The organism is Pseudomonas fortuita, from assembly GCF_026898135.2.
GTDB lineage: Bacteria > Pseudomonadota > Gammaproteobacteria > Pseudomonadales > Pseudomonadaceae > Aquipseudomonas > Aquipseudomonas fortuita.
In genome coordinates this window covers 5,159,048-5,180,056 of the sequence record NZ_CP114035.2, presented here as the reverse complement: position 1 = coordinate 5,180,056, position 21,009 = coordinate 5,159,048, and the positions used below count along the sequence as shown (strand labels likewise).

17 protein-coding genes are annotated in these 21,009 nt (G+C 62.2%); 13 read left to right on the top strand and 4 right to left on the bottom strand.

Annotated elements, in window-relative coordinates; genetic code table 11:
- The first annotated feature begins 5 nt into the window (after positions 1–5).
- The 9 genes from murD to lpxC all read left to right on the top strand — a co-directional run bounded on the left by murD (position 6) and on the right by lpxC (position 10,454).
- Entirely contained in the window at positions 6–1,352 is a 1,347-nt protein-coding gene (gene murD, locus OZ911_RS23695) for a UDP-N-acetylmuramoyl-L-alanine--D-glutamate ligase (protein ID WP_060517484.1), read from the top strand.
- Positions 1,349–2,563, top strand: a complete 1,215-nt coding sequence (gene ftsW / locus OZ911_RS23690; protein WP_016488963.1) for a putative lipid II flippase FtsW — start codon at positions 1,349–1,351, stop codon at positions 2,561–2,563. The genes murD and ftsW overlap by 4 nt, the downstream gene beginning before the upstream one ends.
- Complete coding sequence (gene murG, locus OZ911_RS23685) at positions 2,553–3,632, top strand: undecaprenyldiphospho-muramoylpentapeptide beta-N-acetylglucosaminyltransferase (RefSeq protein ID WP_016488962.1); 1,080 nt, start codon at positions 2,553–2,555, stop codon at positions 3,630–3,632. The genes ftsW and murG overlap by 11 nt, the downstream gene beginning before the upstream one ends.
- Entirely contained in the window at positions 3,625–5,073 is a 1,449-nt protein-coding gene (gene murC / locus OZ911_RS23680) for a UDP-N-acetylmuramate--L-alanine ligase (protein ID WP_016488961.1), read from the top strand. The genes murG and murC overlap by 8 nt, the downstream gene beginning before the upstream one ends.
- A complete protein-coding gene (locus OZ911_RS23675) occupies positions 5,070–6,026 on the top strand; it encodes a D-alanine--D-alanine ligase (protein ID WP_016488960.1) in 957 nt (318 codons plus the stop codon). Before murC ends, OZ911_RS23675 begins: the two co-directional genes overlap by 4 nt.
- A gap of 5 nt (positions 6,027–6,031) precedes the next feature.
- Complete coding sequence (locus OZ911_RS23670; RefSeq protein ID WP_012274056.1) at positions 6,032–6,901, top strand: cell division protein FtsQ/DivIB; 870 nt, start codon at positions 6,032–6,034, stop codon at positions 6,899–6,901.
- Positions 6,902–6,915: 14 nt separating this feature from the next.
- Positions 6,916–8,178, top strand: a complete 1,263-nt coding sequence (ftsA, locus tag OZ911_RS23665) for a cell division protein FtsA (RefSeq protein WP_016488959.1) — start codon at positions 6,916–6,918, stop codon at positions 8,176–8,178.
- Positions 8,179–8,233: 55 nt separating this feature from the next.
- Positions 8,234–9,430 (top strand): cell division protein FtsZ, encoded by a 1,197-nt coding sequence (gene ftsZ / locus OZ911_RS23660; RefSeq protein WP_016488958.1) that lies wholly within the window; start codon positions 8,234–8,236, stop codon positions 9,428–9,430.
- Between the two features lie 112 nt (positions 9,431–9,542).
- Complete coding sequence (gene lpxC / locus OZ911_RS23655) at positions 9,543–10,454, top strand: UDP-3-O-acyl-N-acetylglucosamine deacetylase (RefSeq protein ID WP_016488957.1); 912 nt, start codon at positions 9,543–9,545, stop codon at positions 10,452–10,454.
- Positions 10,455–10,534: 80 nt separating this feature from the next.
- Here lpxC and OZ911_RS23650 read toward each other — a convergent pair whose 3' ends face one another.
- Both OZ911_RS23650 and OZ911_RS23645 read right to left on the bottom strand, forming a co-directional pair.
- On the bottom strand, positions 10,535–11,491 hold the full coding sequence (locus tag OZ911_RS23650; protein ID WP_016488956.1) for a hypothetical protein: 957 nt from the start codon (positions 11,489–11,491) through the stop codon (positions 10,535–10,537).
- Positions 11,492–11,581: 90 nt separating this feature from the next.
- Positions 11,582–12,058 carry a DUF721 domain-containing protein gene (locus OZ911_RS23645; protein WP_016488955.1) on the bottom strand — a complete coding sequence of 159 codons (477 nt, stop codon included), beginning with the start codon at positions 12,056–12,058 and terminating at the stop codon, positions 11,582–11,584.
- A 331-nt stretch (positions 12,059–12,389) separates the two neighbouring features.
- On the opposite strand from OZ911_RS23645, the gene secA reads away from it, so the two are divergent.
- The 4 genes from secA to OZ911_RS23625 all read left to right on the top strand — a co-directional run bounded on the left by secA (position 12,390) and on the right by OZ911_RS23625 (position 18,265).
- Positions 12,390–15,125 (top strand): preprotein translocase subunit SecA, encoded by a 2,736-nt coding sequence (secA, locus tag OZ911_RS23640; RefSeq protein ID WP_016488953.1) that lies wholly within the window; start codon positions 12,390–12,392, stop codon positions 15,123–15,125.
- A gap of 193 nt (positions 15,126–15,318) precedes the next feature.
- Positions 15,319–16,536: a bifunctional glutamate N-acetyltransferase/amino-acid acetyltransferase ArgJ gene (gene argJ / locus OZ911_RS23635; RefSeq protein ID WP_060517478.1), complete on the top strand. Its 1,218-nt coding sequence runs from the start codon at positions 15,319–15,321 to the stop codon at positions 16,534–16,536.
- A 155-nt stretch (positions 16,537–16,691) separates the two neighbouring features.
- Positions 16,692–17,324 (top strand): glutathione S-transferase family protein, encoded by a 633-nt coding sequence (locus tag OZ911_RS23630; RefSeq protein ID WP_023048840.1) that lies wholly within the window; start codon positions 16,692–16,694, stop codon positions 17,322–17,324.
- Positions 17,321–18,265: a Nudix family hydrolase gene (locus tag OZ911_RS23625; protein ID WP_016488950.1), complete on the top strand. Its 945-nt coding sequence runs from the start codon at positions 17,321–17,323 to the stop codon at positions 18,263–18,265. Before OZ911_RS23630 ends, OZ911_RS23625 begins: the two co-directional genes overlap by 4 nt.
- 140 nt (positions 18,266–18,405) lie before the next feature.
- Here the strand turns inward: OZ911_RS23625 and OZ911_RS23620 are convergent, their stop codons facing one another.
- Positions 18,406–18,972: a cob(I)yrinic acid a,c-diamide adenosyltransferase gene (locus OZ911_RS23620; protein WP_016488949.1), complete on the bottom strand. Its 567-nt coding sequence runs from the start codon at positions 18,970–18,972 to the stop codon at positions 18,406–18,408.
- Between the two features lies 1 nt (position 18,973).
- Positions 18,974–20,998: a sensor histidine kinase gene (locus OZ911_RS23615; RefSeq protein ID WP_016488948.1), complete on the bottom strand. Its 2,025-nt coding sequence runs from the start codon at positions 20,996–20,998 to the stop codon at positions 18,974–18,976.
- Positions 20,999–21,009 lie beyond the last annotated feature (11 nt).

Sequence of the window (21,009 nt, the reverse complement as noted above, 5' to 3'; positions counted from 1 at the left end):
TGAGCGTGTCTTTGATCGCTTCCGACCAATTCCGCATCGTTGTCGGCCTCGGCAAGAGCGGCATGTCCCTGGTTCGCTTCCTGGCGAGCCGGGGCATTGCCTTTGCGGTCGCCGATACCCGCGAGCAACCGCCGGAACTGGACACCCTGCGCCGTGATTACCCGCAGGTGGAAGTGCGCTGTGGTGAACTGGACGTGGACTTCCTGTGCCGCGCCAACGAGCTGTACGTGAGCCCCGGTCTGGCCTTGGCCACCCCGGCCCTGCAGCAGGCCGCCGCGCGTGGCGTGAAGCTGTCCGGTGATATCGAGCTGTTCGCCCACCACGCCAAGGCGCCGATCATTGCCATCAGCGGCTCCAACGCCAAGAGCACCGTTACCACCCTGGTCGGCGAAATGGCCGCCAAGGCAGGCAAACGTGTGGCTGTGGGCGGCAACCTCGGTACCCCGGCGCTGGACTTGCTGGCTGATGACGTCGAGCTGTACGTGCTGGAGCTGTCCAGTTTCCAACTGGAAACCACTGACCAGCTCAATGCTGAAGTGGCCACTGTGCTGAACATCAGCGAAGACCACATGGACCGCTACAGTGGCCTGCCGGCCTACCACCTGGCCAAACACCGGATTTTCCGCGGTGCCCGCCAGGTGGTGGTCAACCGCCAGGATGCCCTGAGCCGACCGTTGCCTGTGGAAGGCCGCCCATGCTGGACATTCGGCCTCAACCAGCCCGATTTCAAAGCCTTCGGCTTGCGTGAAGTAGACGGTGAAAAATACCTGGCGTTCGAGTTCCAGGCGCTGATACCAGCACGCGAGCTGAAGGTGCGTGGCGCCCATAACCAAAGCAATGCCCTGGCAGCCTTGGCCCTGGGGCATGCGGCCGGCCTGCCGTTCGAGCCCATGCTCGAAGCCCTGCGTGAATTCGGTGGCCTGGCCCACCGTTGCCAGTGGGTACGTGAGCGTAACGGCGTGAACTGGTATGACGATTCCAAGGCCACCAACGTCGGTGCGGCCCTGGCAGCCATCGAGGGCCTGGGTGCCGATATCGAAGGCAAGTTGGTGCTGATCGCCGGTGGCGATGGCAAAGGTGCCGATTTCACTGCGCTACGCGAGCCAGTCAAGCGTTTCTGCCGCGCCGTGGTATTGCTTGGCCGTGATGCCGAGCGCCTGGCCGAGGCCTTGGGTGATGACGTGCCGCTGGTGCGGGTCAAGACCCTGGACGACGCCGTGCAGCAGTGTGCCGAGCTGGCCCAGGCGGGCGATGCGGTGTTGCTGTCGCCGGCGTGCGCCAGCCTCGACATGTTCAAGAACTTTGAAGAGCGCGGGCGCCTGTTTGCCCAGGCAGCGGGAGGCCTTGCATGATCTTCGGCATCTTCAAGCCCTACCCGTCGCCGCTGATCAGCGGTCGTGGCATCGACCTGGACTTCCCGATGCTCGCAGGCTGCCTGGCCTTGCTGGGCCTTGGCCTGGTGATGATCACCTCGGCCTCCTCGGAAGTGGCTGCGGTGCAGTCGGGCAACCCGCTTTACCACATGTTCCGCCACTTGGTGTATGTGTTCCTGGGCCTGGTTGCCTGTGGCGCGACCATGCTGGTGCCGATCGCCACCTGGCAGCGCATGGGCTTCATGATGCTGCTAGGCGCTTTCGGGCTGCTGGTACTGGTGCTGGTGCCGGGTATCGGCCGTGAAGTGAACGGTTCCATGCGCTGGATCGGCTTCAGCTTCTTCAACGTCCAGCCTTCGGAAATCGCCAAGGTGTTCGTGGTCGTCTACCTGGCGGGTTACCTGGTGCGCCGGCAGACCGAGGTGCGCGAAACCTGGATGGGCTTCTTCAAGCCGTTCATCGTGCTGCTGCCCATGGCGGCCTTGTTACTGATGGAGCCGGACTTCGGTGCCACCGTGGTGATGATGGGCGCGGCGGCGGCCATGCTGTTCCTCGGCGGGGTTGGGTTGTTCCGCTTCAGCCTCATGGTGGTGTTGGCGGTACTGGCGGTGTTCGTGCTGGTACAGGCGCAGCCCTACCGGATGGCGCGGCTTATCACCTTTACCGACCCGTGGTCCGACCAGTTCGGCTCGGGCTACCAGCTGACCCAGGCACTGATCGCCTTCGGCCGCGGCGAGTGGCTGGGTGTTGGCCTGGGCAATAGCGTGCAGAAGCAGTTCTACCTGCCCGAAGCACACACCGACTTTGTGTTCTCGGTACTGGCCGAAGAACTGGGCGTGGTCGGCTCGCTGCTGACCATTGCACTGTTCGTGTTCGTGACCGTGCGTGCCCTGTACATCGGTCTGTGGGCCGAGAAGGCCAAGCAGTTCTTCGCCGCCTATGTGGCCTTCGGCCTGGCGTTCCTGTGGATCGGCCAGTTCCTGATCAACATCGGGGTGAACGTCGGCCTGCTGCCAACCAAGGGCCTGACGCTGCCGTTCCTCAGCTACGGGGGCAGCTCGCTGGTGATCTGTTGCGCCTGCGTGGGCCTGTTGCTGCGTATCGAGTGGGAGAGCCGCACGCACCTGGGTAGCGAAGAACACGAGTTCAGCGAAAGCGATTTTGCCGAGGAGACCAGTCATGGCCGCTGACGGCAAAAACATATTGATCATGGCGGGCGGCACCGGGGGGCATGTATTCCCGGCCCTGGCCTGCGCCCGGGAGTTCCAGGCGCGTGGTTTTACCGTGCACTGGCTGGGCACCCCGCGTGGCATCGAAAACGAACTGGTGCCCCAGGCTGGCCTGCCGCTGCACCTGATCCAGGTCAGCGGCCTGCGCGGCAAAGGCAAGCTGTCGTTGCTCAAGGCGCCGTTCACCCTGATCAAGGCGGTACTGCAGGCGCGACGCATCATTCGCCAGCTCAAGCCGGTATGCGTACTGGGCTTTGGCGGTTATGTGACTGGCCCCGGCGGTGTGGCCGCGCGGCTGTGCGGCGTGCCATTGGTGATCCACGAGCAGAACGCCCGTGCCGGTACCGCCAATCGGTTGCTGGTGCCACTGTCTGCGCGGGTCTGCGAAGCTTTCCCGAACACCTTCGAGGCGAGCGACAAGCGTCGTACCACCGGCAACCCGGTGCGCCCGGAGCTGTTCATGGATGCACAACGCGCGCCCCTGGCCCAGCGCCGAGCGCGCCTGCTGGTGCTCGGTGGCAGCCTGGGTGCGGAACCCTTGAACAAATTGTTGCCTAAGGCCCTGTCCGAAGTCCCTGCTGCGCTGCGGCCAGAGGTGTTCCACCAGGCCGGCAAGCAACACGCGCCAATCACCGCCGAGCGTTATCACGAGGCGGGCGTCGAGGCTCAGGTAGAGCCCTTCATCAAGGACATGGCCCAAGCCTATGGCTGGGCCGACATGGTGGTGTGCCGGGCCGGTGCCCTGACCGTTAGCGAGCTGGCGGCAGCGGGCCTGCCTTCGCTGCTGGTGCCATTGCCCCACGCCATCGACGATCACCAGACCCACAACGCCCAATATCTGGCCCGTGAAGGCGCTGCCTTCCTGATGCCACAAGCGACAACTGGCGCAGCGCAGCTCGCTGAACGCCTGAACGAGGTGCTGATGCAACCCGAGAAACTCACCGTAATGGCAGGCACCGCACGGCGCCTGGCCAAACCTGCTGCAACCAGCACCGTGGTCGATATCTGCCTGGAGGTGGCCCATGGTTGAGAGCCAGAAAGCCATGCCCCAGCCCAAGATGGGCCGTATCCGCCGTATTCACTTTGTCGGTATCGGCGGCGTGGGCATGTGCGGTATTGCCGAAGTGTTGCTGAACCTGGGCTATGAAGTGTCCGGTTCGGACCTGAAAGCGTCGCCGGTGACCGAGCGCCTGGAATCGTTCGGTGCCGAGATCTTCGTCGGCCACCGCGCCGAGAACGCCGCCACCGCTGATGTGCTGGTCGTGTCCAGTGCCATCAACCCGGCCAACCCGGAAGTGGCTACCGCCCTTGAGCGACGCATTCCGGTGGTGCCGCGTGCCGAGATGCTCGCCGAGCTGATGCGCTACCGTCACGGCGTGGCGGTTGCCGGTACCCACGGCAAGACCACTACCACCAGCCTGCTGGCCTCGGTGTTCGCTGCCGGTGGCCTGGACCCGACCTTTGTCATCGGTGGCCGCCTGACCGCTGCCGGTACCAATGCCCAGCTGGGCACCAGCCGCTACCTGATCGCCGAAGCAGACGAAAGCGATGCCAGCTTCCTGCACCTGCAGCCGATGGTGGCCGTGGTCACCAACATCGACGCCGATCACATGGCGACCTACGAAGGTGACTTCAACAAACTGAAGAAAACCTTCGTCGAGTTCCTGCACAACCTGCCGTTCTACGGCCTGGCGGTGATGTGCCTGGACGACCCGGTGGTGCGCGAAATCCTGCCGCAGGTGAAGCGCCCGACCGTGACTTATGGCTTCAGCGAAGAGGCAGACATCCGCGCCATCAACGTGCGTCAGCAGGGCATGCAGACCCACTTCACCGTGCTGCGCCGTGACTGCGAGCCGTTGGACGTGTCAGTGAACATGCCTGGCAACCACAACGTGCTCAACGCCCTGGCCACCATTGCCATTGCCACTGACGAAGGCATCACTGACGAGGCCATCATCCAGGGCCTGTCAGGCTTCCAGGGGGTCGGCCGACGCTTCCAGGTATACGGCGAACTGCCGGTCGAAGGCGGTAGCGTGATGCTGGTGGACGACTACGGCCATCACCCGACCGAAGTAGCTGCAGTGATCAAAGCCGTGCGTGGTGGCTGGCCTAGCCGCCGCCTGGTGATCGTTTACCAGCCGCACCGCTACAGCCGCACCCGCGACCTGTACGACGATTTCGTGCAGGTGCTGGGCGATGCCAACGTGCTGCTGCTGATGGAAGTCTACCCGGCCGGCGAAGAGCCAATCCCTGGAGCCGACAGCCGTCAGCTGTGCCACAGCATCCGTCAGCGCGGCAAACTGGACCCGATCTACATCGAGCGTGGCGCAGAACTCGCGCCGCTGGTCAAACCACTGCTGCGCGCTGGTGACATCCTCATCTGCCAGGGTGCCGGTGATGTCGGAGGCCTGGCCCCACAGTTGATGAAAAGCCCGCTGTTCGCAGGCGCCAAGCAGGAGAAGTCGAAATGACCAGCGCCTACGAAAAGCTGCACTCGACCCTGGACGTCAAGGCGTTCGGCCGTGTTGCCGTGCTGTATGGTGGCAAGAGCGCCGAGCGTGAAGTGTCGCTGAAGTCCGGCGCAGCGGTGATCCACGCGCTGACCACGGCCGGTGTCGACGTCGTTGCCATCGACGTGGGAGATGACCTGCTCGAGCGCCTGCAACGCGAGAAGATCGACCGTGCGTTCATCATCCTGCACGGCCGTGGTGGTGAAGACGGCAGCATGCAAGGCCTGCTGGAGTGCCTGGGCATCCCCTACACCGGCAGCGGCATCCTCGCCTCGGCGCTGGCCATGGACAAGCTGCGCACCAAGCAGGTGTGGCAGAGCCTGGGCATTCCGACCCCGCGTCACGCGGTGTTGGCGAGCGAAAGCGATTGTTTGTTGGCCAGTACGGAACTGGGCTTCCCGCTTATCGTCAAACCCGCCCATGAAGGCTCTAGTATCGGCATGGCCAAGGTGAACAGCGCCCAGGAACTGGTCGCCGCCTGGCAGGACGCCGCCAAATACGATTCCCAGGTACTGGTGGAGCAGTGGATCCACGGCCCGGAGTTCACCATCGCGGTCTTGCGCGGCCAGGTGCTGCCGCCGATCGCCCTGGGTACGCCGCACGTGTTCTACGACTACGACGCCAAGTACATCGCCAACGATACCCAGTACCGCATCCCGTGCGGCCTGGATAGCGTCAAGGAACAGGAACTGATCGACCTGACTGCACGTGCCTGTGATGCCATCGGCATCGAAGGCTGGGGGCGGCTGGACGTGATGCAGGACGAGCAGGGCCGGTTCTGGCTGCTCGAAGTCAACACCGCACCGGGCATGACTGATCATAGCCTGGTGCCAATGGCGGCCCGCGCGGCCGGCCTGGACTTCCAGCAACTGGTGCTGGCAATCCTGGCTGAAAGCGTGACGACGCGAGGTTAACAACCATGCAAGGCGCGATGATACGTCAGCAGCAACCCGTTACCGGCCGTAGCAAGCCGGTGCCGCGTGGTGCCAGCCGGCTGGTGGCCGACGAGCCCGTATCGGCGCGCCTGCCGCGGCCAAGCCTGGGAGGCCTCAAGCGCCTGCTGTGGCCGGTGCTGCTGGTGGCGGCCGGCTTTGGTGCCTATGAGGGCGCCATTCGCCTGATGCCGTATGCCGACCGGCCGATCACCAAGATCGACGTGCAGGGCGACCTCAGCTACATCAGCCAGCAGTCGGTGCAGCAGCGCATCGCACCGTACGTGGCGGCGAGCTTCTTCAGCGTCGACCTGCCGGCGATGCGTGCGGAGCTCGAACAGATGCCATGGATCGCTCACGCCGAAGTGCGCCGGGTGTGGCCTGACGAGGTGGTGATCCGCCTGGAAGAACAGCTGCCGGTGGCGCGCTGGGGCGACGAAGCCTTGCTCAACAACCAGGGCCAGGCCTTCACCCCGCGCGAACTGGCCAACTACGAGCACCTGCCGCAGCTGGCTGGGCCGCAGCGTGCTCAGCAACAAGTCATGCAGCAGTATCAGGTATTGAGCCAGATGCTGCGCCCCCTGGGCTTTTCCATCGCTCGCCTGGAGCTGCGCGAGCGGGGCAGCTGGTTCCTGACTACCGGTGCGAGCAGCGCCGGGCCCGGTATCGAGCTGCTGTTGGGGCGCGACCATCTGGTGGAGAAGATGCGCCGTTTCATTGCCATTTACGACAAGACACTCAAAGACCAGATCACCACTATCGCCCGCATTGATCTGCGTTATTCCAACGGACTTGCCGTTGGTTGGCGGGAACCGATTGCACCGACGACGGCCCAACCCGCCGTTGCGAAGAATTAGAGAGAGGCAGGACCATGGCAAACGCGCATAGCGGCAAAATGATCGTCGGGCTGGACATTGGCACCTCCAAGGTGGTGGCGCTGGTGGGCGAAGTGGGCGAAGACGGCACCCTGGAAATCGTCGGGATCGGCACCCATCCGTCCCGCGGCCTGAAGAAAGGCGTGGTGGTGAACATCGAGTCCACCGTGCAGTCGATCCAGCGCGCCGTCGAAGAAGCGCAGCTGATGGCCGGCTGCCGCATCCACTCGGCTTTCGTCGGGGTGGCCGGCAACCACATCCGCAGCCTGAACTCCCACGGCATCGTCGCCATCCGCGACCGCGAGGTCAGCCTGGCCGACCTGGAGCGTGTACTCGACGCTGCCCAGGCTGTGGCGATTCCGGCCGACCAGCGCGTGTTGCACACCCTGCCGCAGGACTACGTGATCGACAACCAGGAAGGCGTGCGCGAACCGCTGGGCATGTCTGGCGTGCGTCTGGAAGCCAAGGTCCACGTGGTCACTTGCGCAGTCAACGCGGCGCAGAACATCGAGAAGTGCGTACGCCGCTGCGGCCTGGAAATTGACGACATCATCCTTGAGCAGCTGGCCTCGGCCTACTCGGTGCTGACCGACGATGAAAAAGAGCTGGGTGTTTGCCTGGTGGACATCGGTGGCGGTACCACCGACATCGCCATCTTCACCGAAGGCGCCATCCGTCACACCGCGGTCATCCCGATTGCCGGCGACCAGGTGACCAACGACATCGCCATGGCCCTGCGTACCCCTACCCAGTACGCCGAAGAAATCAAGATCCGCTACGCCTGTGCCCTGGCCAAACTGGCTGGCGCCGGCGAAACCATCAAGGTGCCGAGCGTGGGCGACCGCCCACCGCGCGAGCTGTCGCGTCAGGCGTTGGCTGAAGTGGTAGAGCCACGTTACGACGAGCTCTTCACCCTGATTCAGGCCGAACTGCGCCGCAGCGGCTACGAAGACCTGGTGCCAGCCGGCATCGTACTCACCGGTGGCACCGCGAAGATGGAAGGTGCCGTGGAACTGGCCGAGGAAATCTTCCACATGCCGGTACGCCTGGGCGTACCGCACAGCGTTCGGGGGCTGAGCGACGTGGTTCGCAACCCGATCTATTCCACCGGCGTGGGCTTGCTCACTTACGGTCTGCTGAAGCAGTCCGAGGACCTGATCCTGACCGGTAACACAAACAGCAGCAACAACAGCTATGGCGATGAACCGAAGGCCCCAGTGCTTGAGCGCTTCAAGAAGTGGGTCCAGGGCAACTTCTAAGTTTCAAAGCAGTAGTGGTAGGCGCAACAACTAGAGAACTGTAAGGAGAGGGAAAATGTTCGAGCTCGTAGACAACGTCCCGCAAAGCCCGGTCATCAAGGTGATCGGCGTTGGTGGTGGTGGCGGCAACGCCGTCAACCACATGGTCAAGAGCAGCATCGAGGGCGTGGAATTCATCTGCGCCAACACCGATGCCCAGGCGCTGAAAAGCATTGGCGCGCGCACCATCCTGCAATTGGGCACTGGCGTGACCAAGGGCCTGGGTGCCGGTGCCAATCCGGAAGTGGGCCGTCAGGCTGCGCTGGAAGACCGTGAGCGCATCGCTGAGGTACTGCAGGGCACCAACATGGTGTTCATCACCACTGGCATGGGTGGCGGTACCGGTACCGGTGCAGCGCCGATCATTGCCGAAGTGGCCAAGGAAATGGGCATTCTCACCGTAGCCGTGGTGACCCGTCCGTTCCCGTTCGAAGGCCGCAAACGTATGCAGATCGCCGATGAAGGCATCCGCATGCTGGCTGAAAGCGTCGACTCGTTGATCACCATCCCCAACGAGAAACTGCTGACCATCCTGGGCAAGGATGCCAGCCTGCTGTCCGCCTTTGCCAAGGCCGACGATGTGCTGGCCGGTGCCGTTCGCGGCATCTCCGACATCATCAAACGCCCAGGCATGATCAACGTCGACTTCGCCGACGTGCGTACGGTGATGGGCGAAATGGGCATGGCAATGATGGGTACTGGCTGTGCCAGCGGCCCGAACCGCGCCCGTGAAGCCACCGAAGCGGCGATCCGCAACCCATTGCTGGAAGACGTCAACCTGCAGGGCGCCCGTGGCATCCTGGTGAACATCACCGCAGGTCCGGACCTGTCGCTGGGTGAGTACTCCGATGTGGGTAGCATCATCGAAGCCTTCGCCTCTGACCACGCCATGGTCAAGGTCGGCACCGTGATCGACCCGGACATGCGCGACGAGCTGCACGTTACCGTTGTGGCCACTGGCCTGGGCGCGCGCATCGAGAAGCCGGTCAAAGTGGTCGACAACACCCTGCAGACCGCTCAGCAGGCATACGAGGCGTCCAATCCTGCGCCGGTACGCCAGGAGCAGCCAGCGGTCAACTACCGTGACCTGGAGCGCCCGACCGTGATGCGCAATCAGGCCCATGCAGGTGCTGCTGCAGCCGCTAAACTGAACCCTCAGGATGACTTGGACTACCTTGATATCCCGGCTTTCCTGCGTCGTCAGGCTGATTAATGGAATTTATCAGGGGTATAAAGGTGATTGGTATTCATCAAAGGTTGGGTCTGTTATCATCCCCAGCCTTTGTTGATACCTGTTCGCAATTTGCGCTGAAGCGGCCAATGCCATGATTAAACAACGCACCCTGAAGAATACCATCCGTGCCACAGGTATCGGTCTGCACTCTGGGGAGAAGGTTTACCTGACCCTCAAGCCCGCACCTGTTGACACCGGCATCGTCTTCCGCCGCGCCGACCTTGACCCTGTGGTCGAGATCCCTGCGCGTGCGGCCAACGTCGGCGAGACAACCATGTCGACGACGCTGGTCAACGGTGACGTCAAGGTCGATACGGTCGAGCACCTGCTCTCCGCCATGGCGGGCCTGGGCATCGATAACGCCTACGTCGAGCTCTCCGCCTCGGAAGTGCCGATCATGGATGGCAGCGCCGGACCCTTTGTATTCCTGATTCAGTCTGCCGGCCTGGAAGAGCAGGACGCAGCCAAGAAGTTCATCCGCATCCTGCGTGAGGTAACCGTGGAAGAGGGCGACAAGCGCGCCACGTTCCTGCCTTTCGAAGGGTTCAAGGTGAGCTTCGAGATCGACTTCGATCACCCGGTGCTTCGCAACCGGACCCAGAGCGCCAGCGTCGACTTCTCCAGCACCTCGTTTGTGAAGGAAGTCAGCCGCGCGCGTACTTTCGGCTTCATGCGTGACATCGAGTACCTGCGCAAGCACAACCTTGCATTGGGTGGCAGTGTCGAGAACGCCATCGTGGTCGATGAAGACGGCGTGCTCAACGAGGACGGCCTTCGTTACGAAGACGAATTCGTAAAGCACAAGATCCTCGACGCCATTGGCGACCTTTACCTGCTGGGCAACAGCCTGATTGGCGAGTTCAAGGGCTTCAAGTCCGGCCACGCGCTGAACAACCAGCTGTTGCGCAAGCTGATTGCTGAAACCGATGCCTGGGAAGTGGTCACGTTCGAAGATGCCAGCACGGCACCGATCTCTTATATGCGCCCTGTTGCGGCCGTGTAAGTTCGAGCACTCTCTCTAGTGATTAAGGCCACCCTCGGGTGGCCTTTTTTATTCGCTGAGTTCCCCAAGCGTGATTGGGGTTATGCGTCGTGGCTATCTCTGTCGTAGGCACTCAGGACAGCATGGGTTTTCAGCAGGATGAAATCGATGTAACTGTGGTCTGTCGAGGTGCACTCCACGCGTGTGATTGGCTTGCCGTACGGCGACCGGAAACTCACCAGAAAGTGCTTGGGTGTGCCGTCGCTCGCCAAGTTGATCGTTTTCAGCGGGTCTGGCTCAGTCGAGGTGAAGAAACTCACGGACCCCTCGTAATGAATCAGGCTCCAGGCGAACTGCATGTACCCGTACTCACCGTTCAGATCCAGTGCGATTTTATTGCTGTCGGAACTTTGGCCTTTGGAAAGTACAATTGCCTTTCCCTCAGCCATGTTTTCGACGGTTTCATTGACTTTCTCAATGCCTGTTTTAGAGCCATAATTGCTACTAAGATGGTGCAGCGTAAAATGCGGAAGTACGAGTGATTGCCCGGGTAGAATGAGCTGCTCGCCAGGTTGCTCCTCGAAATTGATATGCAGTACGTGCGGGTAAATGCGGATATCGTCGAAAGCGAAATGCACATGCGTATTGTCAGGCTCGAAACTGCCAAGTGTCAGGGTATGAGTCGGGGATGTCGCGCGGAAGTCGACAACGAAACGTTGCCAGTCCTGGTGGTTTTCAAGCTTTGAGCGATGCTGGACAGTATCGTCTATGTACCAGGTGAGGTGTGGGACGGGGTCCTTGGGGAATCGCTTGACACGCAAGCTGATAGAGTAGAGGTGTCCCTGGACCAGACCGCTTATCGTCTTCTGGATCAGCAGCACGCCATCGTGTCGGGGAAGCGGTGGGAGGTTTGGCGGCGAGTCATATTCAACATAAATGTTGCTTTGATTTGCGGTGTTGAATGTTAATGAGTGTCCGCTGCGTATTGCGTTCCAGCCGTTGTATGCCTTGTCAGTGAAAGTTGTATGTTCGCTATAGTCAGTCGTGGGCAGGGTCATGATGCAGTTCCTGGGTTAAGAACGCTCAATAAACCATCTCCAAAATCTACCGGCTACTGGTAAAATTGTCAGTCTTAAAGTGCAGGTTTTTTAGCTTGTTTTATTCTGAAGGCTTTTTTTGCGCGAAGCATTGTTAGCCAAACGCTCCAATGCGGCGCGCAGCTTCTCGTCGGTAATGCCTTCAGCGGAACCGCGAATACTCTGCGCGGCATTGGCCGACAGCTCGGTGGTGTTTAGGCCACGCTTGGCCGGCACCAGCGGTGGCTGCACCTTAAACAGGATGCGCCTGAGGTTGCCGAACGCCTCCATGGCCTGCAATGCCGCCAGCAGGCGCTTCTGCTGGTAGCGCAGGCGGGTTGCCCAATGGCCGTCGGTCACAACCAGCAGCAAGGTGCCATCGCGCCATGACGCGACATGGCAGTGCTCGCGGGCAGCGGGTTGCAGCTGGCTTTCCAGCAGGCGTTGCAGGTGCTCCAGGCGCTCGGCCTGGTTCAGCAGCAGGCGCAGCGGGCGGACCTGGCGCAGCAGTGCGGAGGGCGGCTGGGCAGGGGAGGGTTTGTAGGCCATGGGACTGTGCATGAGGTTCAAGGTCAGCAGTTTAACACCTCTGTAGCCGGTGCCGGCCTCTTCACGGGCTTGCCCGCTATTACAGGCATTCCCCAGTGCAGGCCAGATAAGACCAATTCTCGATAGCTTTCATGTTGCCAAGCCTTGAACTCACGGAGAATGCCCCTATCTAAGACAAGCCCCTGCCAAAACGCTGTAATAGCATCGTGGAAATCCACCACTTTCCTCACCATCGTTTCCGGGTAGAATGCTCGTTCGCATGCGGCCTCAGGGCTGCACGGGCGACTCATGGGGCCGCCCTCCATCCCTACGTGTGGAAGATCCTGCCGATATGTTTGCGCCTTTGTTAAAAAAACTTTTTGGAAGCAAGAACGAGCGTGAAGTGAAACGCATGCTCAAGACGGTGAGTATCGTCAATGCCTTCGAAGAGAAGATGGTGGCCCTCTCCGACGAGCAACTGCGGGGCAAGACCGCAGAGTTCAAGGAGCGCCTGGCCAAAGGCGAGACACTGGACCAATTGCTGCCTGAAGCTTTCGCCGTGGCCCGAGAGGCCGGCAAGCGTGTGATGGGCATGCGCCACTTCGATGTGCAGCTCATCGGTGGCATGACCCTGCACGAGGGCATGATCGCAGAAATGCGCACCGGTGAAGGCAAGACCTTGGTCGGTACCCTGGCCGTGTACCTGAACGCACTGTCCGGCAAGGGCGTGCACGTGGTCACCGTCAACGACTACCTGGCCCGCCGTGACGCCAACTGGATGCGTCCGCTGTACGAGTTCCTCGGCCTGTCGGTCGGTATCGTCTCGGCCTTCCAGCCGCCAGAAGAAAAGCGTGCCGCCTATGCGTCCGACATTACCTACGGCACCAACAACGAATTCGGGTTTGACTACCTGCGCGACAACATGGCGTTCAGCCAGGAAGAGAAGTTCCAGCGTGAGCTGAACTTCGCCGTGATCGACGAAGTCGACTCCATCCTCATCGACGAAGCACGCACCCCGCTGATCATCTCCGGCCAGGCTGAGGACAGCTCCAAGCTGTACATCGAGATCAACCGCCTGATCCCGCGCCTGACCCAGCATATCGAAGAAGTGGAAGGCCAGGTCACCCAGGAAGGCCACTTCACCATCGACGAGAAGAGCCGCCAGGTCGAGCTCAACGAAGCCGGTCACCAGTTCATCGAAGAAATGCTCACCCAGGCCGGCCTGCTGGCCGAGGGCGAGAGCCTGTACTCAGCGCACAACCTGGGCCTGCTGACCCACGTTTACGCTGGCCTGCGCGCGCACAAGCTGTTCCACCGCAACGTCGAGTACATCGTCCAGGACGGCCAGGTCCTGCTGATTGACGAGCACACCGGCCGCACCATGCCGGGCCGTCGCCTGTCCGAGGGCCTGCACCAGGCCATCGAGGCAAAAGAAAACCTGAATATCCAGGCCGAGAGCCAGACCCTGGCTTCGACCACCTTCCAGAACTACTTCCGCCTGTACACCAAGCTGTCCGGCATGACCGGTACCGCCGACACCGAAGCGTTCGAGTTCCAGTCCATCTACGGCCTCAACGTGATGGTGATCCCGCCGAACAAGCCGCTGGCACGTAAAGACTTCAACGACCTGGTGTACCTGACCGCCGACGAGAAATACGCCGCGATCATTGCCGACATCAAGGAAAGCATGACCCAGGGCCGCCCGGTGTTGGTGGGTACTGCGACCATCGAAACCTCCGAGCACATGTCGAACCTGTTGCTCAAGGAAGGTATCGAGCACAAGGTCCTGAACGCCAAGTACCACGAGAAGGAAGCCGAGATCATCGCGCAGGCTGGTGCTCCAGGCGCACTGACCATCGCCACCAACATGGCCGGCCGTGGTACCGACATCCTGTTGGGTGGTAACTGGGAAGCCGAAGTGGCCACCCTGGAAAACCCGACCGCCGAACAGATCGCCCAGATCAAGTCCGACTGGCAGAAGCGTCACCAGCAAGTGATCGAGTCGGGCGGCTTGCACGTGATCGCCTCCGAGCGCCATGAGTCGCGCCGTATCGACAACCAGCTGCGTGGCCGTTCGGGCCGTCAGGGTGACCCGGGCTCCAGCCGCTTCTACCTGTCGCTGGAAGACAGCCTGATGCGCATCTTCGCCTCTGACCGGGTGAAGAACTTCATGAAGGCACTGGGCATGCAGTCGGGCGAGGCCATCGAACACCGCATGGTCACCAACGCGATCGAGAAAGCCCAGCGCAAGGTTGAAGGCCGCAACTTCGACATCCGTAAGCAATTGCTCGAATACGACGACGTGGCCAACGAACAGCGCAAGGTGATCTACCACATGCGCAACAGCCTGCTGGCCGCCGAGAACATCGGCGACACCATCGTCGAATTCCGCAAGGAAGTGCTGGACGCTACCATCAGCCAGCACATCCCGCCGCAGTCGCTGCCAGAGCAGTGGGATGTGGCCGGTCTGGAAGCCTCGCTGGCCAGCGATTTCGCCATGAAACTGCCGATCCAGCAGTGGCTCGACGAGGACGATCACCTCTACGAGGAAACCCTGCGCGAGAAGCTGCTGAACGAGATCACCACTGCCTACACCGAGAAGGAAGACCAGGCCGGTATCGAAGCCCTGCGTACCTTCGAGAAGCAGATCCTGCTGCGCGTGCTGGACGACCTGTGGAAAGACCACCTGTCGACCATGGACCACCTGCGCCACGGTATTCACCTGCGTGGCTATGCGCAGAAGAACCCGAAGCAGGAGTACAAGCGCGAGTCGTTCAGCCTGTTCCAGGAGCTGCTCGAGTCGATCAAGCGCGACACCATCCGCGTGCTGTCGCACGTTCAGGTTCGCCGCGAAGATCCGATCGAGGAGGAAGCACGCCTTCGCCGCGAGGCCGAGGAACTGGCCAGCCGCATGCAGTTCCAGCATGCCCCTGCCCCAGGGTTGGAAAGCGAGCAACTGAGCGAGGAGGGCGCCGAAGTGGCGGTGGCCGCAGCGCCAGTGCGTAACGACCAGAAACTGGGCCGCAACGAGCCGTGCTGGTGTGGTTCGGGCAAGAAGTTCAAGCATTGCCACGGGCAGATCGAGTGATCTGATTCATTGCTGTAACGTGACAAACCGGGGCCGCTTTGCGGCCCATTCGCGGCACAAGGCCGCTCCTGCAGGGAACGCGCCCGACCGGAAGGCTGCGATGTCCTTGTGGGAGCGGCCTTGTGCCGCGAATGGGGCGCGAAGCGGCCCCGCTCTTCCATCATCACTTCACCGTTTTTCTAGGAGCGCTCTAATGGCTGTTGGTCTTGGTCCTTTGCCCACCCTGCACCCGGTACCGGGTTTTGAACTCGGCATCGCTTCTGCCGGCATCAAGCGCCCGGGGCGCAAGGATGTGGTGGTCATGCGCTGTGCCGAAGGCTCCAGCGTGGCTGGTGTGTTTACCCTCAACGCCTTCTGCGCAGCACCGGTGATCCTGGCCAAGCAGCGTGTACAGGGCACCGTGCGCTACCTGCTGACCAACACCGGTAACGCCAACGCAGGCACGGGCGCGCCAGGCTTGGCCGCAGCCGAACGTACCTGCGCCAAGCTGGCCGAGCTGGCTGGCGTGCCGGCCGAGTCTGTACTGCCGTTTTCCACCGGCGTGATCGGCGAGCCACTGCCGGTCGAGAAGATCGAAGGTGCACTGCAGGCTGCCCTCGACAACTTGTCGGAAAACCACTGGGCGGAAGCTGCCACCGGCATCATGACTACCGATACCCTGCCCAAGGGTGCCAGCCGCCAGTTCCAGCACGATGGCGTGACCGTTACCGTCACCGGCATCAGCAAGGGGGCAGGCATGATCCGCCCGAACATGGCCACCATGCTCGGCTACATCGCTACCGACGCCAAGGTTGCCCCGGCGGTACTCAAGGACCTGATGCTGGACGGCGCCAACAAGTCGTTCAACCGCATTACCATCGATGGCGACACCTCGACCAACGATTGCTGCATGTTGATTGCCACCGGCAAGGCCAACCTGCCAGAGGTCACCGAAGCCAGCGGCGCGCTGTTCGAAGCCCTGAAAAAGGCGGTGTTCGAAGTGTGCATGGAAGTGGCCCAGGCCATCGTCCGTGACGGCGAAGGCGCCACCAAGTTCGTGACCGTGCAGGTCAACGGTGGTGGCAACCACCAGGAATGCCTGGATGTCGGCTATGCCGTGGCCCACTCGCCATTGATCAAGACCGCCCTGTTCGCCTCCGACCCGAACTGGGGCCGCATCCTGGCCGCCGTTGGCCGTGCTGGCGTGCCGGAGCTGGATGTAAGCCTGATCGACGTGTACCTGGACAGCGTGTGCATCGCCAGCAAAGGTGGCCGCGACCCGAGCTACACCGAAGCACAGGGTTCGGCAGTGATGGCCCAGGAAGAGATCACCATCCGTATCGAACTGGGCCGTGGCCAGTGCAGCGAAACCATCTGGACCACCGACCTGTCCCACGAGTACGTGAAGATCAACGCTGAATACCGTACTTGATCTACTGATCCGAAGGCCTCTTCGCGGGCAAGCCCGCTCCCACAGGTTTTGCAAGGCCTGTAGGAGCGGTGCGGTCCTTGTAGGAGCGGGCTTGCCCGCGAAAGGCTGCGCAGCAGCCTGCGGGTTTTGCAATACAAACCTGATGGAGCCGAACCATGAGCTATCACCTGATCATCGGCGACAAGCTGTATTCCTCCTGGTCGCTGCGTGGCGCCCTGGCCCTCGAGCTGGCCGGCGTGCCCTACGAAGAAACCGTGATCAAGCTGAACCAGCCTGATACTCGTCAGCGTATCCTTGCATTTTCCTCCACTGGCAAGGTGCCGTTGCTCAAGAGCGAGCACGGTGTGATCGCCGATTCTCTGGCCATCGCCGAATACCTCAACGAACAGCACCCCGACGCTCAACTGTGGCCTGCTGACGCAGCCGCCCGCGCCCAGGCCCGTTCGGCTTGCGCGCAGATGCACAGCGGTTTCTTTGCCCTGCGCGGGGCCATGCCGTTCGACTTGTCGCGTGACCAGGCCCTCGACACTGTGCCGCTGGACGTGCAGGTCGACATCGACCGTATCGTCGCGCTGTGGTCCGAATGCCGCGTGGTGGCCAAGGACAGCGGCCCGTTCCTGTTCGGCAAGCCGACCCTGGCCGACGCCTTCTTCGCCCCGGTGGCCGTGCGCCTGCGCAGCTACCGCGTGGAGGTGCCGGCAGAGGCGGCAGCCTATATCGAAACCATTTATCAGTGGCCAGCCTTCCAGGCGTGGCAGCAGGCCGGCCTGGCGGAGCGTGAAGGGTGAAACGGATACATGTTGTAGCGGCGGTCATTCGAGGTACTGACGGCCGCATTCTGATTGCACGCAGAGCCGATACCCAGCACCAGGGCGGCCTGTGGGAGTTTCCCGGCGGCAAGGTGGAAGAGGGCGAAGGCGTTGAAGCGGCCCTGGCCCGTGAACTGCGCGAAGAGTTGGGCATCGAGGTGACCCGTTCGCGTGCACTGATCAAGGTCAGCCATGACTACCCGGACAAACAGGTGCTGCTGGACGTGCGCGAGGTCGAAGCGTTCACGGGCGCACCTCATGGCGCAGAAGGGCAGCCGCTGGAGTGGGTGGCCCCGCGGGATCTGTCGCACTATGAATTTCCTGAAGCCAACAAGCCCATCGTTGCTGCGGCGCGGCTGCCGGATCAGTACCTGATTACCCCGGATGGCCTGGAGGTGCCACAGATGCTCAAGGGCATCCAGAAGGCGGTGGCCAACGGTACTCGCCTGATCCAGCTGCGGGCGCCGGACATGTACGACCCCAAGTATCGCGATGTCGCGGTGGATGCAGTCGGGCTGTGTGCAGGCAAGGCACAGCTGATGCTCAAGGGGCCGCTGGAGTGGCTGGGTGACTTCCCTGCGGCCGGCTGGCACCTGACGGCCGCGCAACTGCGCAAGTACGCGGCCAAGGGCCGGCCATTTCCCAATGAGCGCTGGCTGGCAGCGTCCTGCCACAGCGCCGAGGAGCTGGCGCTGGCGGAGCAGATGGGCGTGGACTTTGTCACCTTGTCGCCGGTGCAGGCGACCCAGACCCACCCTGAGGCAGTGCCGCTAGGGTGGGATGAGGCGCAGCGGTTGATAGCCGGGTTCAACAAACCGGTCTACCTGCTGGGTGGGGTAGGGCCTGATCAGCGCGAGCAAGCCTGGGAAGCCGGGGCACAGGGTGTTGCCGGGATCCGGGCGTTCTGGCCCGAGAGGTGAGTTGCCTGAACAGGGGCCGCTGCGCGGCCCATTCGCGGGGCAAGCCCGCTCCCACAGGTAATGCGCCGAACCTCAGGGCAGTGAGGTACCTGTGGGAGCGGGCTTGTCCCGCGAATGGGCTGAAAGCAGCCCCAGAAATATCAGCCTTTGGGTTTCTCGGCAGGCTGCCACAAAACCTCATCCACCCCCTGGCGCCGCCCGATGATCCGCGCCGCCACGAACAACAGATCGGAAAGCCGGTTGATGTACGCCAACCCAACGCCTTCCAGTGGCTCCACGGCATTCAACTGCTGACAACGTCGCTCTGCACTGCGCGCCAGGCTGCGGCACACATGCGCTTGCGCCACCAGCGCCGAACCACTGGGTAAAATGAAGTTCTTCAACGGCCCCAGCTCTTCGTTCCACACATCGATGGCTGCTTCCAGGCGTTCCACCTCCGCCAGGGTCAATGCCTGGTAGCTCGGCATCGCCAGCTCACCGCCCAGGTCGAACAAGCGGTGCTGACACGGCATCAGTACGGCGCTCACCTCGTCCAGGCCTTGCTCGTCCAGCCCCGCAAGCAGCAAGCCCAACTGGCTGTTCAGGCTGTCCACCTCGCCAATTGCCTCGATCCGCGGGTGGTCTTTGGGCACCCGGCGTCCGTCGCCCAGGCCGGTTTCGCCCGTGTCGCCGGTGCGTGTGTAGATCTTCGACAGGCGGTAGCCCATGTCACTTCTCCGTGTTGGCCGGCGTCGCCGGCTGGCCAAGGGGCAGGCGCAGGGTAAAGCAGGTGCCCTGGCCGGGCGTGGACTGCACTTCCATCTGCCCCTTGTGGTTGTTGGTGATGATGAAATACGAAACCGACAGGCCCAGGCCGGTGCCTTGGCCTATTTCCTTGGTGGTGAAGAACGGCTCGAAGGTGCGTTTGCGCACCGCCTCGGGCATGCCGACGCCATTGTCCTCGACCTGGATTTCCGCCCATGGCGGGTTCAGCCGGGTGCGCAGGGTGATGCGCCCGGGCTCGCTGGGCTGTGGCCGCACGTGGATGGCCTGAGCCGCATTTTTCAGCAGGTTGAGCAGTACCTGTTCCAGTTCGTTGGCGGTGCATGGCACAGGGCCCAACTCCGGGTCGAATTGGCGCACGATGGCCTGGCCCTTGAAGTCGAAGCCGATGGCCAGGTCAAAGTCATTGCCAGCAATTTCCACCGCCTGGTCGATCAGTGCCGGCAGGTCGCACGGCGCCAACTGGCGGTTGCTGCGGCGGCTGAAGCTGAGCATGTGGGTAACGATCTTCGCTGCCCTGGCACCGGCCTGCTGAATGCCATCGAGCAACTGTGGCACCTCACGGCTGTCCAGGTAGCGGTTGACCGTGGCCAGGTCGATGCCCAGCTCTTCGGCCTGCTCCTGGTTGCGCGGCAGCTCGGACGACAGGCGCCGGCGAATGTTTTGCACGTTGTGCAGGATGGCGCCCAGCGGGTTGTTGATCTCGTGGGCCATGCCCGCCGCCAGTCCACCGACCGAGAGCATCTTTTCGGATTGCACCATCATCTCTTCCAGCGACAGGCGCTGGGTAATGTCATCGATACGGATCACCACGCCGCGCCCACCGCCGCCGGTCAGGGGGTAGAAGGTCAAAGCGTAGTGGCGCAGGTCATCGCCTTTGGGCCAGGTGACCCGCTCGATTTTCGCGACGCGGTGCTTTTCCACGGTTTCCTTCAACTGTGGCAAGAACGGCTTGAGCGGCTCGAAGGCAATGAATACTGGCTGGTTCAGCGCTTCGTCCAGTGGCGTACCGGAAAGCACCGTGGCTTCGTGGTTCCACTGGGTCACGTAGAGCTGTTCGTCGAGGGCGATCAGCGCCGAGGGCATCGAGTCGATGATGCTGTTGAGGTAGTTCTGGAAGCCTGTGAGTTTTTTCTCGATCTTGCTGCGCACCTGCACTTCCAACTCAAGTTTGCGGTTGGTATGGCGGGTTTCCTCGGCCAGGCCCTGGGCCTGGTCGTAGGCGCTCTGGAATTCGTCTCGTGCGCGTTTTAGCTGCTGCTCGCGGCCTTCGATGCGCGAGAGCATGGTGTTGAAGGCTTCGGCCAGGCTGCCGATTTCGTCGTCGTTGCCGCGCTTGGCCCGCAAGGCGTAGCTCTCTTCGCGGGTGACCTGGCGGCTGAGCTCTTCGAGCTGGTTGATCGGCTGGGTGATCAGGCGTTTTATCTGCCGGGCGACCACAATCCACAGCAGGATGCTGAACACCAGTATGCCCAGGCTGGCGCTCAGTGTGCCGGTGTAGAACGCCATGGGCAGCTCGCTGCTGGCCACCAGCAGCAGGTGTGCAGGCGGGTTGGCGTCGCGCGGTATGCGGATCAGCTGGGTGCTGCGAAACTCCATCAGGCGCCAGCCGTCTATGTTGCGAAAACGCTTGGGCAGGGCCAGCGGCTCGCCATGCTGCAGCTGTGCCAGCATACGCCCGTCGCCGCCGTAGACAGCGGCGGCGCGTAGCGGCGTGTAGCTGTCCAGTTCCTTGAGCAGGGCACTGGCGGTTTCCGGGGTGTCGCCAGCGCGGGCCGCCAGCTGCGGGTTGGCCACCAGCCGGCCGATGGTCTGCAGTGCCTGCGGCGCCATGCTTTCCTGGGTGATCCAGTAGGCGGCGCTAATGAAGGTGAGGTTGGCCACCAGCAGGATGGTCACCAGCAATACCAGCAGGGCCGCCAGCAGCTTCTGCCCGACCGGGAGGTTTTCCAGGCGTTGGCGCAAGGTCATGGGCTAGGCAA

Excerpts from the sequence above, each read along its gene's own strand:
- ftsW (WP_016488963.1), top strand. The coding sequence starts at position 1,349 with ATGATCTTCGGCATCTTCAAGCCCTACCCGTCGCCGCTGATCAGCGGT.
- murG (WP_016488962.1), top strand. The coding sequence starts at position 2,553 with ATGGCCGCTGACGGCAAAAACATATTGATCATGGCGGGCGGCACCGGG.
- murC (WP_016488961.1), top strand. The coding sequence starts at position 3,625 with ATGGTTGAGAGCCAGAAAGCCATGCCCCAGCCCAAGATGGGCCGTATC.
- OZ911_RS23675 (WP_016488960.1), top strand. The coding sequence starts at position 5,070 with ATGACCAGCGCCTACGAAAAGCTGCACTCGACCCTGGACGTCAAGGCG.
- OZ911_RS23670 (WP_012274056.1), top strand. The coding sequence starts at position 6,032 with ATGCAAGGCGCGATGATACGTCAGCAGCAACCCGTTACCGGCCGTAGC.
- ftsA (WP_016488959.1), top strand. The coding sequence starts at position 6,916 with ATGGCAAACGCGCATAGCGGCAAAATGATCGTCGGGCTGGACATTGGC.
- ftsZ (WP_016488958.1), top strand. The coding sequence starts at position 8,234 with ATGTTCGAGCTCGTAGACAACGTCCCGCAAAGCCCGGTCATCAAGGTG.
- lpxC (WP_016488957.1), top strand. The coding sequence starts at position 9,543 with ATGATTAAACAACGCACCCTGAAGAATACCATCCGTGCCACAGGTATC.
- OZ911_RS23650 (WP_016488956.1), bottom strand. The coding sequence starts at position 11,491 with ATGACCCTGCCCACGACTGACTATAGCGAACATACAACTTTCACTGAC.
- OZ911_RS23645 (WP_016488955.1), bottom strand. The coding sequence starts at position 12,058 with ATGGCCTACAAACCCTCCCCTGCCCAGCCGCCCTCCGCACTGCTGCGC.
- secA (WP_016488953.1), top strand. The coding sequence starts at position 12,390 with ATGTTTGCGCCTTTGTTAAAAAAACTTTTTGGAAGCAAGAACGAGCGT.
- argJ (WP_060517478.1), top strand. The coding sequence starts at position 15,319 with ATGGCTGTTGGTCTTGGTCCTTTGCCCACCCTGCACCCGGTACCGGGT.
- OZ911_RS23630 (WP_023048840.1), top strand. The coding sequence starts at position 16,692 with ATGAGCTATCACCTGATCATCGGCGACAAGCTGTATTCCTCCTGGTCG.
- OZ911_RS23620 (WP_016488949.1), bottom strand. The coding sequence starts at position 18,972 with ATGGGCTACCGCCTGTCGAAGATCTACACACGCACCGGCGACACGGGC.
- OZ911_RS23615 (WP_016488948.1), bottom strand. The coding sequence starts at position 20,998 with ATGACCTTGCGCCAACGCCTGGAAAACCTCCCGGTCGGGCAGAAGCTG.